The sequence below is a fragment of the Pseudonocardia endophytica genome (assembly GCF_004339565.1).
GTDB lineage: Bacteria > Actinomycetota > Actinomycetes > Mycobacteriales > Pseudonocardiaceae > Pseudonocardia > Pseudonocardia endophytica.
Genome location: NZ_SMFZ01000002.1, coordinates 2914779 through 2929406, shown reverse-complemented (window position 1 = coordinate 2929406; position 14628 = coordinate 2914779). Strand labels below are relative to the sequence as shown.

The 14628-nt window shown below is 73.6% G+C and carries 15 protein-coding genes; 4 read left to right on the top strand and 11 right to left on the bottom strand.

Annotation, left to right across the window (positions count from 1 at the left end; translation table 11 throughout):
• Nucleotides 1-3: 3 nt before the first annotated feature.
• The 4 genes from EV378_RS32470 to EV378_RS32455 are packed head-to-tail and all read right to left on the bottom strand — an operon-like array spanning nt 4 to nt 2709.
• Nucleotides 4-588 (bottom strand): Pr6Pr family membrane protein, encoded by a 585-nt coding sequence (locus EV378_RS32470; RefSeq protein ID WP_243653867.1) that lies wholly within the window; start codon nt 586-588, stop codon nt 4-6.
• A gap of 44 nt (nt 589-632) precedes the next feature.
• Complete coding sequence (locus EV378_RS32465) at nt 633-1043, bottom strand: PPOX class F420-dependent oxidoreductase (protein ID WP_132431489.1); 411 nt, start codon at nt 1041-1043, stop codon at nt 633-635.
• A 20-nt stretch (nt 1044-1063) separates the two neighbouring features.
• Nucleotides 1064-1705, bottom strand: a complete 642-nt coding sequence (locus EV378_RS32460) for an HAD-IA family hydrolase (RefSeq protein ID WP_132431487.1) — start codon at nt 1703-1705, stop codon at nt 1064-1066.
• The gene (locus EV378_RS32455; protein WP_132431485.1) at nt 1702-2709 is read right to left on the bottom strand and encodes an alcohol dehydrogenase catalytic domain-containing protein; all 1008 of its coding nucleotides are present in this window, start codon (nt 2707-2709) and stop codon (nt 1702-1704) included. The genes EV378_RS32460 and EV378_RS32455 overlap by 4 nt, the downstream gene beginning before the upstream one ends.
• A 76-nt stretch (nt 2710-2785) precedes the next feature.
• Between EV378_RS32455 and EV378_RS32450 the strand changes: the two genes are divergently transcribed.
• The 3 genes from EV378_RS32450 to EV378_RS32440 all read left to right on the top strand — a co-directional run bounded on the left by EV378_RS32450 (nt 2786) and on the right by EV378_RS32440 (nt 4925).
• Nucleotides 2786-3355: a TetR/AcrR family transcriptional regulator gene (locus EV378_RS32450; RefSeq protein WP_132431483.1), complete on the top strand. Its 570-nt coding sequence runs from the start codon at nt 2786-2788 to the stop codon at nt 3353-3355.
• A gap of 259 nt (nt 3356-3614) precedes the next feature.
• Nucleotides 3615-3968 carry a hypothetical protein gene (locus tag EV378_RS32445; RefSeq protein ID WP_132431481.1) on the top strand — a complete coding sequence of 118 codons (354 nt, stop codon included), beginning with the start codon at nt 3615-3617 and terminating at the stop codon, nt 3966-3968.
• Between the two features lie 57 nt (nt 3969-4025).
• The gene (locus EV378_RS32440; protein ID WP_132431479.1) at nt 4026-4925 is read left to right on the top strand and encodes an SAM-dependent methyltransferase; all 900 of its coding nucleotides are present in this window, start codon (nt 4026-4028) and stop codon (nt 4923-4925) included.
• A 146-nt stretch (nt 4926-5071) separates the two neighbouring features.
• Here the strand turns inward: EV378_RS32440 and EV378_RS32435 are convergent, their stop codons facing one another.
• The 7 genes from EV378_RS32435 to EV378_RS32410 all read right to left on the bottom strand — a co-directional run bounded on the left by EV378_RS32435 (nt 5072) and on the right by EV378_RS32410 (nt 12882).
• A complete protein-coding gene (locus tag EV378_RS32435) occupies nt 5072-5815 on the bottom strand; it encodes an SDR family NAD(P)-dependent oxidoreductase (protein ID WP_132431477.1) in 744 nt (247 codons plus the stop codon).
• Between the two features lie 84 nt (nt 5816-5899).
• A complete protein-coding gene (locus EV378_RS32430; protein ID WP_132431475.1) occupies nt 5900-7681 on the bottom strand; it encodes an acyl-CoA dehydrogenase in 1782 nt (593 codons plus the stop codon).
• A gap of 12 nt (nt 7682-7693) precedes the next feature.
• The gene (locus tag EV378_RS32425; protein WP_207908926.1) at nt 7694-8884 is read right to left on the bottom strand and encodes an MFS transporter; all 1191 of its coding nucleotides are present in this window, start codon (nt 8882-8884) and stop codon (nt 7694-7696) included.
• A gap of 183 nt (nt 8885-9067) precedes the next feature.
• Nucleotides 9068-9226: a hypothetical protein gene (locus tag EV378_RS35660; RefSeq protein ID WP_165922590.1), complete on the bottom strand. Its 159-nt coding sequence runs from the start codon at nt 9224-9226 to the stop codon at nt 9068-9070.
• Complete coding sequence (locus tag EV378_RS32420; RefSeq protein WP_132431473.1) at nt 9223-10419, bottom strand: M20 metallopeptidase family protein; 1197 nt, start codon at nt 10417-10419, stop codon at nt 9223-9225. The genes EV378_RS35660 and EV378_RS32420 overlap by 4 nt, the downstream gene beginning before the upstream one ends.
• A 92-nt stretch (nt 10420-10511) precedes the next feature.
• Entirely contained in the window at nt 10512-11678 is a 1167-nt protein-coding gene (locus EV378_RS32415) for an acyl-CoA dehydrogenase family protein (RefSeq protein WP_132431471.1), read from the bottom strand.
• Nucleotides 11671-12882 (bottom strand): acyl-CoA dehydrogenase family protein, encoded by a 1212-nt coding sequence (locus EV378_RS32410; protein WP_132431469.1) that lies wholly within the window; start codon nt 12880-12882, stop codon nt 11671-11673. The genes EV378_RS32415 and EV378_RS32410 overlap by 8 nt, the downstream gene beginning before the upstream one ends.
• A 224-nt stretch (nt 12883-13106) precedes the next feature.
• Here EV378_RS32410 and EV378_RS32405 point away from each other — a divergent pair, with 224 nt between their 5' ends.
• The gene (locus EV378_RS32405; RefSeq protein ID WP_132431467.1) at nt 13107-14549 is read left to right on the top strand and encodes a DUF6777 domain-containing protein; all 1443 of its coding nucleotides are present in this window, start codon (nt 13107-13109) and stop codon (nt 14547-14549) included.
• Nucleotides 14550-14628: the final 79 nt, after the last annotated feature.

The window sequence follows — 14628 nt, the reverse complement described above, 5'->3', positions numbered from 1 at the left end:
GCGTCACACGGGCGAGCGGACCGCCACGGACGCCCGCCCGAGCCCGGAGATCACGTACCCCAGCCCGGCGAACGCGAGCGCGAGCAGCGCGACGTTCCCGGCCACCGCCGCACCGCCGACGGAGCCGGGGTCGAGGAAGTAGTACGGCGCCCGCCGCCCGGCCTCGTTGAGCACGAGCAGCGCGAGTCCGAGGTAGACGACGGGGTACGCGAGCCACGCCAACGGCTGCCACCACCGCACCCCGCCCTGGGTGCGCCCGACGAGCAGCCAGTCGGCCAGCGCGAGCACCGGCATCACGACGTGCAGCAGCACGTTCGCCGGCGAGTAGCCCATGCTCATGCCGGTCAGGAACAGGTTCCACACCAGACCGGCGACCACGACGTAGAGCACCACGGCCCCGCGCAGGCCGGGCCGGGCCGCCGCCCTCGGGCACACCAGCGCCCACAGGTAGTACGCCGCGGCGAGCACGTTGACCTGGTAGGTGAACGTCGTCAGCCGCCACAGCACGCCGGTCCGCGACGTCGTCTCCACCAGCACGAGCGCCGCCAGGACGACGACCATGATCGCGACACGCAGCACCCGGGACACACGGGAGGAACTCCCGGCGTCGAGCCCGGGTTCCGCGACACCGATCACGCCCAGTGCCCGACGCCGCCGATCTTCTCCACGCCGTAGCGCACGATGAACCCGTCGGCGCGCGGTGCCGGGAACGTCGCGTCCGGCGACATGTAGACCTTGGCGAGACGGTCGAGGACGTCCCACGCCCGGTCGCTCGGCTCCACCGTCGCCCGCGCACGGAGCACCGCGTACGGCTGGAGGAACACGCCCTCCTCGCGCGGCGCGAGGAACGACAGCACCACCCTCGGGTCCCGCTCCATGTTCCGGACCTTCAGGTGCCGCGGCAGGTGCGCGGTCACGAGATCGTCGCCGTCGAAGCCCGTCCAGACGACGCTGACCTGAGGGCTGCCGTCGGCGTTGATCGTGGTCAGGTGCACCAGCGGACCGGATTCGACGACGGCGCACAGCTCGGGCGGGATCTCCACCTCGCAGAGCGTAGACCCGGTCACCGCAGGGCGGCGGCGAGTTCGGCGAGCGTCCCGACGTGCAGGTCCGGCTCCGTGATCGACGACGGCGGCGTCGCCCCGCTCCCGGATCGTCCGCGGCGTCGCTCGACCCAGCAGGTCGCGATGCCGAGCCGGGTCGCCGTCGCGATGTCGTGGAACTGGCTCTGCGCGACGTGCAGCACCTCGTCGCGCCCGATCCCGTGCGCGCTCAACCGGCCGAGACACCACACGAACATCTGCTGGTCCGGCTTGTTCACCCCGACGTCCTCGGCCGTGACCACGTCGTCGAACGGGTCGCCGAGCGTGCTGCTCATCGCCGCGGTCGCGGCCCGGTCGGCGTTCGTCAGCGCGACGAGCCGGTAGCGACGCCCGAGCTCGGCCAGCGCCGCGGGGGCATCGTCGAACGCGGGCCAGTCCACGACGGACGACCGCAGCGACGACGCCAGCCCGAGCCGCTCCGAGATCGGGTCGAGCATGGCCGGGAACGGCATCTCCGGGGTGAGCCGTTGCTGCTCACCCTCGGCGTCGCCGAACGCGGCCAGGAAGTCGTGCGACGACGACGGCCTCGCGGCGTCCAGCAACCCCGTCTCGAAGTCGATCAACGTCCCGACCACGTCGAACGTCAGTGCCCGCACGGTCACGGCTCGACCACCAGTTTCCCGACGAAGTCCTTCGAGGCGAACCGCTCCTGCGCGTCGGCCAGACGGGCGAGCGGGTACGTGCCGGCCACCGGCGCACGCAACGCACCGCTCGAGGCGAGCGCGACGACGTCGGCGAAGTCCTCGTGCGTGCCGAACGACGAGCCGATCACCGTGAGCTGACGCAGGTAGACGGTCCGCAGGTCGGTCTCGACGACCGGCCCGGCGATGCCGCCGGCGACCACGTACCGGCCGAGCGGCGCCAGCGCGGCGAGCAGGCGCCCGTACGACGGTCCGCCCACGACGTCGGCGACGACGTCGACCTCCGGGACGGCGTCGTCCCTGCCGAGCACGGTCGAGGCACCCAGCTCGCGGAGTGCGGGGTGCTTGGCGGACGACCCGACCGCCACCACCGTCGCCCCGCGCGCCACGGCGATCTGCACCGCCGCCGACCCGACACCGCCGGACGCGCCGGTGACGAGCACCGTCTCCCCCGCCTTCACCGCGGCGCGGTTGAGCATCCGCATCGCCGTCGTCGCGGCCGTCGGCAGCGCCGCCAGCTCCGCGAACGACAGGTCCCCGCCGACCACGTGCGCGTTCGACGCCGGGACGGTCACGAACTCGGCGAAGCCGCCGTCGCGCTCGCTGCCCAGGTAGTCGGTGTCGACGAGCTCGCGCTCGCCGCCGTCGTAGATCATCGGGTCGACGAGCACCCGCTCCCCCACCCGGCCCGGCGCGACACCGTCGCCGACCGCGTCGATCTCGCCGGCGACGTCGGCGCCCTGGATCCGCGGGAACGCGAACGCGCCGCGCTTCCAACCGGTCGACGCGTCCGGGTCGTCGGCGGAGCCGTAGGCACCCTCGCGGGTCCACACGTCGGTGTTGTTCAGCGACGCGGCCCGCACCCGGATCCGGACCTCGCCGGGTCCCGGCACCGGGTCCGGCACGTCGTCGCGGTACTCGAGCACGTCCGGCCCGCCGAACCGGGTCAGCAGTACGGCCTTCATGATCCCTCCAAGGTATACCGATCGGTTTACTGCTACGACGGCAAAGGTAACCCACCGGTCGGTATAGTGTCGAGTCATGGAGACGACGACCCCCGCCACCGACGCCGGACGGCGCCTGCTCGCGGCCGCGTCCGCGCTGTTCTACGCCGACGGGATCACCGCGGTCGGGGTCGCCGGGATCGCCGAGGCGGCGGGCGTCACGAAGAAGACGCTGTACGACTGCTTCGGCTCGAAAGCCGACCTGGTCGCCGCGTACCTGAACCACCGGCACGCCGTGTGGTGGGAGTACCTGGCCGAGCGCCTGGACGGCGCGCCGTCACCGCGGGTCCTCGTCGTGTTCGACGCCTACCGCGATCATCCGCAGCTCCGGCTCGACCACGGGTGCGCGTTCCAGCGCGGCGCGGCCGAGCTCGGCCACGACCACCCGGGTACCGCGGTGATCCGCGAGCACAAGGGGGCCGTCCGCGCCGAGATCGCGCGGCTGGTCGCCGAGGACGTTCCCGACGACGACGGCGCCCTGGCCGAGCACCTCTTCCTGCTCCTGGAAGGGGCGGCGGCACAGCGCGGGATCGACCGCGACGGCACCGGCCTGGTCCGCGCGCGCGACCTCGCGGCCGACCTCGTCCGCACGGCCGCGAACCGCTGACCCGCGGCGCGTCAGCTCACGGCGTCGTGCGCCGTCGTCAGCGCCCCGTCGATCCGCCGCCGACGGGTCGCCGGCCGTTTCGGCCCCGGCCGGCGCCTCCGGGCTCGTCCGGCGTGCGGACGGGCGCAGCGCGTCCCACCCGGCCGCGAACGAGGGAGCGTGCTCGTCGAACGCCGTCGCGCCGGCAGCGCGCCGGCCGCGCCGGGCGGTCCGAAAACCGGTCGTCGGGCCGGTCGGGGCCGACCTACCGTTCCCGACCATGATTCCCACCGAGTGGCAGGGCCACCGGCGCGCCTCCGACGGCGAGCTGGTCGGCTACCTGGTGCCCGGGGACGGCCAGACCTGGACCCCGGTCACCGTGTTCGGCCTCGCGGTCGACGACGCGTTGGACCGGGACGACGCCGAGCGACGGCTGGACGAGGTCGGCCTGAGCCACCTCGCCGACCGGTGGCTGCTGGAACGGCCCGGGCGTCCGGAGCCGATCGTGGTGCGGATCGTCGAGGCGGACCCGTCGGTGCTGCGGGTCGCGAGCGTCGACTTCGGTGCGGACGTCGAGTACGGCACGGTGTTCGCGCTCGACGTCCCGGTGGACGGGACGCTCCGCCGGGCATGATCGGTTTCGCACTGCAACACTGAATCTTGAGCGATGCTCACGATCTGGAGGCGGTGCATGACGACCACCGGGCACACCCCGGCCGGCGGGAACTCGGTCCCGGGCCAGTGGGACATCACGGAGAGCGTCGGTCTCACGGCGCTCGCCGTGGCCGCGGCACGGGCCGCCGAGTCCGAGCGCCGTGAGGCGCTGGTCCGGGACCGGTTCGCGAACGATTTCGTCCGCGCGTCCGGCCACCCGATGCCGACCGGCACCGACGGCTCCGGCGCGGCATGGACGGCGCTGGTCGACATGATGGCCGTGCGGTCCCGGGTGCTCGACGACCTGTTGCTGCGCGCCGTCACGGACGGCATCCGCCAGGTCGTCGTGCTCGCGGCCGGCCTGGACGCCCGCGCGTTCCGGGTGGCCTGGCCCGCCGGGACCACGCTCTACGAGGTCGACCAGCCGCCGGTGATCGAGTTCAAGCAGCGGGTGCTCGACGTGTCCGGTGCCCGGCCGGCCTGCCGTCGGCGCACCGTGCCGGTCGATCTGCGCGACGACTGGGGCTCGGCGCTGCGCGAGGCCGGGTTCGACCCGTCGACACCGACGGCGTGGCTGGTCGAAGGCCTGCTCCCCTATCTCCCGGCGCAGGCCGAGGCCGACCTGTTCGTCGACGTCGACGCGCTGTCCGCGCCGGGCAGCCGGATGGCGATCGAGGCGATCGCGCTGGATCACGCCGACGAGTTCGTCGGCCGTCCCGAGGTCCGCGAGCTCGGTGCCGCCATGGGCACCGAGCTGCGCGAGCTGTGGAACACCGAGCCGCGCGTCGACGTCGTGGACCGGCTCACCGCGGCCGGGTGGACCGTGCGCCCACGCCAGGTGGCCGAGCTCGGGGCGGAGCTCGGCCGTCCCTTCGACGACGACCTGGGCGCGATGGCCGGCCTGAGCCGGATCGTCGACGCGAGCCGTTCGGCCTAGCGTCCGGCGGACACCGGCTCCGCGTCCTCGGCGTCCTCGGCGGCCGGGGGCCCACGGCCAGCGGGACAGGCATGATCAGCGGGAGTGGTCGGAACGCGCCACCAGTGGCTTATCCGTGCCGGTTCCACCGATCATGGCGAGGCAGGTCAGCGGGCCAGGTAGCCGCCGTCGACCGGGTAGTAGGCGCCGGTCACGAACGACGCGGCGTCCGAGGCGAGGAACGCGACCACGGCGGCCACCTCCTCGGGACGGCCGAGCCTTCCCGGCGCGTGGCGGGCGGCGATCTCGGTCCGGGCCGCGTCGTCGAGGCGGCTCGCCAGCAGCGGCGTGTCGATGTACCCGGGACCCACGGCGTTCACCCGGATCCCGTCCGCGGCGTGCTCCCAGGCCGCGGCCTGCACCAGCCCGACCACGCCGTGCTTGGCCGCCACGTACGACGCGCTGTTCGGCGACGCGACCTGCCCCAGCACCGACGCGATCGTCACCACCGAGCCGCCCCCGGTGTCCCGCATCGCCCGGACCGAGGCCCGCATCGTGTGGAACACGCCGTCCAGGTTGATGCCCAGCACGCGGCGCCAGTCCTCGTCGTCGATGTCGCCGGTCGGCGTCGGCGAGCTCGCGACCCCCGCGTTCAGCACGGCGACGTCGAGGCCGCCCAGCTCGCGCAGCACCTCGTCGGTCGCGGCGTCCACGGCGGACACGTCCCGGACGTCGACGACGGCACCGTGCCCTCCGACCTCGTCGGCGACCCGTTCGACCGCGTCCGCGTCGAGATCCCACACCGAGACGCGCGCACCGGACCCGGCCAGCGCCCTGGCGCACTCGAGCCCGATCCCGGATGCGCCGCCGGTCACGACGGCAACCCGTCCGGCCAGCTGGAAATCGATCATGCGTACCTCCCGACCTCGCAGGCTGCCACCCCACGTCGCAGGTCCTGCGCGACCTGCGAGGTCCGGTGATCCCCTGCGAGGTGCCTAGAACCAGTCGTCGCGTGCGTCCAGGGTCGTGCGGTCCAGTGAGGCCAGCAGGTCCAGCTGCGGGTGCACCGCGGGCAGCTCGTAGCGGTGGAAGTACCGGGCGGCGGCGCGCTTGCCGTCGTAGAACGCGCCATCGGCGTCCCCGACGGCCAGCAGCTGCTCCAGCCAGACCCACGCGACCACCACGTGCCCGACGGCCTCCAGGTACACCGACGAGTTCGCCAGCGTCACGGCCGGATCGCCCGCGCCCCGGAGTGTCTCGGTCACCTCGGCGACACGGCGGACGGCCGCGTCGAGACCCTCCGCGTGCTCGGCCGCCTCACCGCCGGCCTTGCGCGCCGCCTGCACCGTCCGGGAAAGAGTGGACACGAGCAGCTCGAGCCCCGCGCCGCCGGACATGACGACCTTGCGCCCCAACAGGTCCAGGCCCTGGATGCCGTGCGTGCCCTCGTGGATGGCGTTGAGCCGGTTGTCCCGGTAGAGCTGCTCGACGTCGTACTCGCGCGTGTAGCCGTAACCGCCGTGGATCTGGATCGCGAGGTCGTTGGCGCGCAGGCACCACTGCGACGGCCAGCTCTTCGCGATCGGCGTGAGCATCTCCAGCAGCAGGTGCGCGCGGGCCCGGTCCCCGGCGTCCGGGGCGGTGCGCTCGTCGTCGAGGAGCTTGCCGCAGTACAGGTTCAGCGCGAGTGCACCCTCCACGTAGGACTTCGACGCGAGCAGCATCCGGCGCACGTCGGCGTGCTCGATGATCGGCACCTGCGGCGACGACGGGTCCTTGGCGCCGGCGGGGCGCCCCTGCGGCCGGGTGCGGGCGTAGTCCAGCGCGTGCAGGTACCCGGCGTAGCCGAGCGCCGTCGCACCCGCCCCGACGCCGACGCGCGCCTCGTTCATCATGTGGAACATCGACGCGAGCCCGGTGTCCGGCTCCCCCACCCTGTACCCGACGGCGCCCGCCTCGCCGCCCGGCGCGTGCTTGCCCTCGCCGAAGTTCAGCAGCGTGTTGACCGTGCCGCGATAGCCCATCTTGTGGTTCAGGCCGGCCAGCACGACGTCGTTGCGCTCGCCGTTCTCCAGCCACCGCGGTACGACGAACAGCGAGATCCCCTTCGTGCCCGCCGGTGAGCCGGGGATCCTGGCCAGCACCAGGTGGACGATGTTGTCGGACAGCTCGTGGTCGCCACCGGAGATCCACATCTTGGTGCCGTGCAGCCGGTACGTTCCGTCGTCGCGGGGCTCGGCGCGGGTGGTGACGTCGGCCAGCGACGAACCGGCCTGCGGCTCGGACAGGCACATCGTGCCGAAGTAGCGGCCCTCCACCATCGGCCGGACCCACGTGTCGACCTGCTCGCGGCTGCCGTGCGTGAGCAGCAGGTTCGCGGCCGCGATCGTGAGGAACGGGTAGGCCGCGGTGCCGATGTTCGCCGCGTGGAACCACGCGAAGCACGCCTGTGCGACGACGGCGGGCAGCTGCATCCCGCCGACCCGCGAGTCGAGCGCGGCGCCGACGATCCCGGTCTGTCCGAACACCTCCAGGGCGGCGTGCACCTCGTCCGGCAACGTCACCGACTCGCCGTCGAACGTCGGCTCGGACGAGTCGGAGAGCTTGCGGTGCGGCGCGAAGTGCTCGGTCGCGACCTGCTCGGCGAGGTCCAGGACGTCGTCGAACGTGGCGCGGTCGTGCTCGGCGTAGCGCTCGCGCGCGGTCAGCGTCCCGACGTCGAGCCACTCGTGGAGCAGGAAGTCCAGGTCACGACGGGAGAGCAGCAGCGAGCGCACGGAACCAGCCTGTCACGCCGCGCGGGCCCGGTGCAGGGCCACCGCGGCGACGGCCGTGACCGCCAGCCCGGTGCCGCCCGCGACGACGAACGTGACCCGCGGGCCCGCCGCCTCCAGCAGCACGGCCCCGAGCAGGTAGGACACGCCCGCCGCGGCGCCGATCCCGCCGTACAGCGTGCCGAACACGCGCCCGAGCAGCGCGGACGGCACGGTCCGTTGCAGCAGTGTGGTCACACCGACGTCGATCGCCGCCAGCCCGACACCGCGCACCAGCTGCAGCCCGAACGCGACGGCCACCGCCCACGCCGGCCCGGTCAGCAGGTTCCCGGCGCTCGAGACCGCGAACCCGGCCACGACCAGCAGCACCAGCCGTCCGGACCGCCTGCCCAGCACCAGGTATCCGGCCAGCAGGCCGATCCCGACGGCCGCGTACAGCGCCGCCACCGCCCGCTCGCCGGCACCGAGACCGTCGCGCGCCAGGTAGACGAGCGCCACGTCGTCGACGCCGTTGCACGCGACGACCCCGACGAACCCGAGGCACAGCGCCCGCACCAACCGCGCCCCACGCAGGTAGCGCAGCCCCTGCCGCGCGTCGCCGAGCAGCGACGACCGTTCCTCCGGCGCACCGCGCGGGATCGCGGGAAGCAGCAGGAGGATCGCCGCGGACACGACGAACGACCCGGCGTCCAGCGCCAGCACACCGGAGATCCCGACGAGCGGCAGGAGCGCCGCCGCCAGCAACGGCCCGACCGCCTCCGTCCCGTTGGACCCGAGCCCCAGCGCCGCGTTCGCCGCGCCGAGCCGCGGGCCGTCCAGCAGCGACGGCAGCGCCGCCCGCGCCGCGGACTGCCCGATCTGCGCCGCGACCGACCGCAGCGCGACGAGCGCCAGCATCACCGGCAGGCCGGGCAGGGTCAGCGCCAGCACCCCGACCGTGACCGCCTGCACGAGCTCGCAGGCGACCATCAGGCGGCGGGCGTCGAACCGGTCGGAGAGCGTTCCGGTCAGTGGTCCGAGCAGCGCCGGCGCCACGTCGCCGACCAGCAGCAACGCGGCCACGGCGAACGCCTGCCCTGCACCCTCGGACAGGTGGAGCAGCAACGCCACGAGCCCGGCCGAGTCCCCCGCCACGGACACCGCCCGCGCGGTCCACAACGCGCGGAACGCGGGTTCGCGGCGCAGGGCGCGGGACGTCTCGGTCACGAGGGACGGACGCTAGGCCGCACCGCTCGGGCGGGCGACCGCTTTCCCGCCGGCGCGGCAGCGCGCGCTGATCCGGCGTACGCGCGGGTGTGCGGAGAACGCGCGTGCCCTGACGCGCGCGGACTCCGGATCGGTGCGCGGCGAGCGGATCAGCGCGCGCGGTGCGGTGTGGGCGGGCGGCGGCTATCCCCGACCGTGCGTGTCCGCCGGTGCTTCTCCGCCGGCCGGGACCTCCACGCCGCAGCGCTCGCACACCGTGGGCGGGTCCTCGACGGCGAACAGGCCGCACTCCGGGCAGACCCGGTGCAGCCAGCAGGCGGGGTCGCCGCCCTCGTCGCTCATCGCAGGGACGCCAACCGGGTGACCGCCAGCCCGGCGTGCAGTGCGGCCGCGTCGGCGATCACCGCGTCGTCGAAGCGGGCCAGCGGGCTGTGGTTCATCGGGGCCCGCTGCGGGTCCACATCGGACGGGCAGGCGCCCAGCGCGAGGAACGCGCCCGGCACCTCGTCGAGCACGCGGGAGAAGTCCTCGGACACCATCATCGGCGTCGGGGACTCGATCCAGCGCTCGTCGGAGAACAGCTCGGCGGCAACCTCCCGGGCGAAGTCCACCTCCTCGGCCGCGTTGCGGGTGGCCGGGTAGAGGTCCCGGAAGTCGACCTCCACGTCGACGCCGTGCGCGGCGGCGATCCCGCGGCACACCTCGTCGATCACCTCGGGCAGCAGTGCGGCGGTCCGCTGCGACACGCTGCGGATCGTCGCCTCGAACGACGCGGTGTCCGGGATGACGTTGCGCCGCGACCCCGCGCGGACCAGGCCGACGGTGATCACGACCGGGTCGAACACGTCGAACCGCCTGGTCACCGACGTCTGCAGGGCAGTGATCATCTCGGCGGCGGCCGGGATCGGGTCACGGGCGGAATGCGGGCTGGATCCGTGGCCGCCGACGCCGCGCACCGTGACGTCGAGGTCGTGGCAGGCGGCGAAGAACGTGCCCGCCCGGCTGGTCAGCGTCGGCGCGGGGACGATGCCGGACAGGACGTGCAGGCCGTAGGCGTGGTCGACGCGACGACCGGCCGCGTCCAGCACGCCCTCCTCCACCATCACCCGTGCGCCGTCCCAGCCCTCCTCGCCGGGCTGGAACATGAACACGACGTCGCCGGCCAGCTTCTCCCGCTGCGACGAGAGCAGGCGCGCGGCCCCGACCAGCGCGGACGTGTGCAGGTCGTGCCCGCAGGCGTGCATGTTCCCGTTCTCCGACGAGAACTCCTCACCGGACGCCTCGGCGACCGGCAGCGCGTCCATGTCGCCGCGCAGCAGGACCGTCTCGCCCTCACCGGCACCGCCACGCAGGACCGCCGTCACCGACGTCGTCCCGCTGCCGGTGCTGATCTCCAGACCGAGTCCCTCCAGCTCGGCCATCACCCGTTCCTGGGTGCGGGGCAGTTCGAGCCCGGTCTCCGGGTCGCGGTGCAGGTCACGGCGGAGCGCGACGAGGTCGGGCAGCAGCGTGCGGGCGTCGTCCAGGAGGTCCACGCGGGCGAGTCTGCGCGCGCCGCCGCCGGGCGGCAACGCCGCGGAAACCGTCGGTGGGTGGCGTCACCCCGTGGTCGTGAGGCCCCGACAGCTCAGCCCGTCGCCACCACCGGCACCCCGGCGCCGGTCGCCGCGTCCAGTACCCTGGCCGCGACGACGTCCCGGTACGCCTCCGCGCTGCCGAGCAGGGCCGCGTCGGCCACCGCGCGCTTGTAGTAGAGGTGCGCCGGGTGCTCCCAGGTGAACCCGATGCCGCCGTGCATCTGGATGGTGTCGGCGGCGACCCGGTAGCCGGTCTCCGAGCAGGTGGCCTGCGCCATCGCGACGGCGAGCTCCGGGTCGTCGAGCGACGGGTCGGAGAGCGTCCAGGCCGCGTGCAGGGCCGTCGTGCGGGCGTGCTCGGTCGCGACGAGCATGTCCGCGCACCGGTGCTTGACCGCCTGGAACGAGCCGATCGGGCGTCCGAACTGCAGCCGCTCCTTGGCGTAGGCGACGGTCAGGTCCAGCAGGTGCTGGGCGATCCCGACCTGTTCGGCGGCCAGCAGTGTGGCGCCGGTCAGGTAGGCGGCGCGGATCGCGCGGTCCGCGTCGTCACCGGTGGCGAGCACGCGGGCGGTGACGCCGTCCAGCGTGACGCGGGCGTGCCTGCGGGTCAGGTCCAGCGACCCACGCGGAGTCACCTCCGCGGACTCGGTGAGCGCCAGGATCGGGCCGTCCGGTGAGGACGCGACGACGAGCAGCGCGTCCGCCGCCGCGGCGTCCGGGACCTGGTCGACGGTGCCGGACAGCGTGGTCCTGGCCCCCGCACCGCTGGCGGCGACGGTCGTCGCCGATCCGTCGTAGGGCGCGAACAGGGGTGCGACGAGCGCCGCCGTCCTCGTGCCATCGGCCAGCGCGGGCAGCAGCTCGTCGCGGGCGGCGCCGGGCGGGGCGGCGACGAGCGCCGGGATCGCCAGCCCGACCGTGCCGAGCAGCGGCCCACAGAACAGCGCGGCGCCCAGCTCCTCGGCCGCGACGGCCTGGTCCACCATCCCGGCTCCCGCGCCGCCGAGCTCCTCCGGGACGGCCAGCGCCAGCGCTCCCAGCTCCGAACCGAGGCGCGTCCACAGTGCACGGTCGTAGCCCTCGTCGGACTCCATCAGGCGCCGCACGGTCGCCTCGTCGGACTGGCGCTCGCAGAACCGGCGCAGCCCGGCGCGCAGCTCGTGCTGCTCGGACGAGACGGTGAACTCGGCGGGGAACTCCCGGGGCTCAGCCACGGGGGACCTCCTTCCACGGGCGGTCCGAGTCGGCCCGCAGGTCGCCCGGCAGGCCGAGCACGCGCTCGCCGAGGATGTTGCGCATCACCTCGGACGTCCCGCCCTCGATCGTGTTCGCGCGGCTGCGCAGGAACCGCTGCTGCAGGGTGGCGCCCGGATCCGCGGCGAGCCGTTCGGTGCGGTGCATCGTGTAGTCGTCGTAGAGCAGGGCCTCCGGGCCGAGCAGGTCCATGCAGAACTCGTAGATCTCCTGGTTCAGCTCGGCGGCCACCAGCTTGGACACCGAGCCCTCCGGCCCGGGCTGCCCGGCGGTCGCGGTGCGACGGGCCCTGGCCAGGGTCAGGCGGTGCGCCTCGGCCTTCGTCCAGAGCCGGGCCAGCCGGTCTCGCAGCACCGGCGTGCGCTTCTCCGGGTGGGCCTGCCACAGCCCGACCGCCTCGGCGATCGCACCGGAGCCGCGCCGTCCGGTGACGCCGCCGATCGCCGTGCGCTCGTTCATCAGCGTCGTGATCGCGACCCGCCAGCCGGCACCGACGTCGCCGAGCCGGTGGGCGTCCGGGATGCGGGCGTCGTTCAGGTAGACCTCGTTGAACTCGGCCTGGCCGGTCATCTGGCGCAGCGGCCGCACCTCGACGCCCGGCTGGTCCATGTCCAGCACGAAGTAGGTCAGCCCGCGGTGCTTCGGCACGTCCGGGTCGGTGCGCGCCACGACCATCGCCCACCGGGACACGTGCGCGAGCGTCGTCCAGACCTTCTGTCCGTTGAGGACCCACTCGTCGCCGTCGAGCACCGCCGTCGTGGACAGGCCGGCCACGTCGGAGCCGGCGCCGGGCTCGCTGAACAGCTGGCACCAGATGTGCTCGCAGGTCGCGAGCGGGCGGAGCCACTCGCGGGCGAGCTCACGGGTCTGCGTGTACTCGACGACGACCGGGGCGCCCATGCCGTAGCCGATCGGGTTGATCGCGAAGCCGCGCGGACCGCCCGCCTCGGTCACCACACCGTCGACGACGTTCTGCAGGCCACGTGACAACCCGAGCCCGCCGAGCCCCTCCGGGAACCCGACGAAGGCGAGGCCGGCATCGAACAGCGCCCCGAACAGCTCCTCCCGCGACACCGACCGCGGATCATGGTCCGCGACCACGGCGCGGGCCGCCTGTTCGACCCGGACGGCGTCCGAGACGGCGGTGGACGGTACAGCGGTCATCGGCGACCTCCCGGATCCGGCGGTTCGCCCCCGAAACTAGATCAGCCCGGCCGCCCGCGCGAGGACGTCGTCGGCGAGACCGTCTCATCAAGAAAGATGAACCGGGCTAATGGCGACGATCTCCCGCTCGACAGGCGTGGTGTACCGACCGGCTCACCGCCGGGTCCGCTCGCCGACGGGAGCCAACGATGACTGCACCATGGACCGCGAGTCCACCACCGCCGATGCCACCGGTACCCCCGCGGCCGCCCCGCACGGGAGCCCCGCGCTGGGCGATCGCCCTGATCGCGGCCGTCGCGGCGCTGGTGGTCGCGGCCGGTGTGTTCGTCGCGCTCACGCTGACCAGCGGCACCGCGAACGCGAACGAGGTGACCCGCGAGCCGGTCAACACGGCGGGCTCGAACCCGTTCATGCCGGCCGTCGGTACGGACGCCCCGAACGTCGCGACGCCGACGAAGACCGGCGGTACGTTCACGGGCGACACCCCTGGTCTGTACGGCGGCACCCGCGACAACCGCACCTGTGACGCGGCGAAGCTGACCGGCTTCCTGAACGCCCACCCGAGCCAGGCCGCGGCCTGGGCGGGCGTGCTGAACATCCAGACGTCGCAGATCGACAGCTACGTCTCGACGCTGACGCCGGTCCTGCTGCGCTCGGACACGCAGGTGACGAACCACGGCTACGTGAACGGCCGCGCGACGGTCGTGAGCTCCGTGCTGCAGGCCGGATCCGCCGTGTTCGTCGACAAGTACGGCTCGCCCGTCGTGCGCTGTGCCTGCGGCAACCCGCTGACCGCGCCGACGCTGCTCACCGCTCCGGTCTACATCGGCCAGAGCTGGGTGACCTTCAACCAGACCAACATCACGGTCGTGCAGAACACGACGAACGTCGTGAACAACTACACGCTGGTGGACCCCTACAAGAACCGGCCGTTCGAGCGGAAGGTCGGCTACGAGCCGGGCTGGAAGCCGATCCCGGACGGCGACTACGGCGAGACGCTTCCGGGCGGGCAGAACGGCACCACGACGGGCGGAAACGGGACCACGCCGCCCGGGGGCACGGACGGAACCGACGGAACCGACGGAACCGACGGCACGCAGACGGACGGCTCCGGGAACGGCACGCCGGGTGATCCGGGGCTGCGTCAGGCGACGACCGATCCGCTCGAGGCGGCGACGTGCCCCGACGGCACGAAGGCCGGCTCGTCGCAGGCCCAGAGCTCCGGAACGGCCTCCCTGAAGAGCACCGGCGAGCAGGACACGGCGGTGCTCGTGACCTGCGGTGACCAGACCCAGGTCCAGGTCATCGACCCGACCGGATCGGTGATCGACACGCTCACGCCGCAGTCGGTGCCGAACAGCCCGCAGATGCCCGAGTTCCGCTCGGTCGCCCTCAGCGGGACCACCCTCACCGCCACCATGGCCGTGTACGGCGCCGAGGACACGTCCACGCCGAGCGAGACGCAGGACTGGACCTACACCTGGAGCGGCTCGTCGTTCCAGCTCTCGCCGAGTTCGGTGCAGCCGGTCGATCCGGCCGCTCCGACGACGTCGGACTCGCCGGACCTGGTCGCGCCGAACCTCGTCGCGCCGGACACCGGGTCGTCGACGTCCTCGACACCTCCGTCCACGACCACCACCACGACCACCACCGGTTCCGGCGGCTGACGACTCCCCGGCGACGACGGCGGGGCGCCCCTCCGGCGGGGGCGCCCCGCCGTCGTGCGTGCGGGCGCGGGCAGACTGG

Bases quoted from the DNA above. Each gene is read 5' to 3' on its own strand.
- EV378_RS32435 (WP_132431477.1), bottom strand. From the start codon at position 5,815: ATGATCGATTTCCAGCTGGCCGGACGGGTTGCCGTCGTGACCGGCGGC.
- EV378_RS32410 (WP_132431469.1), bottom strand. From the start codon at position 12,882: ATGACCGCTGTACCGTCCACCGCCGTCTCGGACGCCGTCCGGGTCGAA.
- EV378_RS32450 (WP_132431483.1), top strand. From the start codon at position 2,786: ATGGAGACGACGACCCCCGCCACCGACGCCGGACGGCGCCTGCTCGCG.
- EV378_RS32455 (WP_132431485.1), bottom strand. From the start codon at position 2,709: ATGAAGGCCGTACTGCTGACCCGGTTCGGCGGGCCGGACGTGCTCGAG.
- EV378_RS35660 (WP_165922590.1), bottom strand. From the start codon at position 9,226: ATGAGCGACGAGGGCGGCGACCCCGCCTGCTGGCTGCACCGGGTCTGC.
- EV378_RS32440 (WP_132431479.1), top strand. From the start codon at position 4,026: ATGACGACCACCGGGCACACCCCGGCCGGCGGGAACTCGGTCCCGGGC.
- EV378_RS32405 (WP_132431467.1), top strand. From the start codon at position 13,107: ATGCCACCGGTACCCCCGCGGCCGCCCCGCACGGGAGCCCCGCGCTGG.
- EV378_RS32445 (WP_132431481.1), top strand. From the start codon at position 3,615: ATGATTCCCACCGAGTGGCAGGGCCACCGGCGCGCCTCCGACGGCGAG.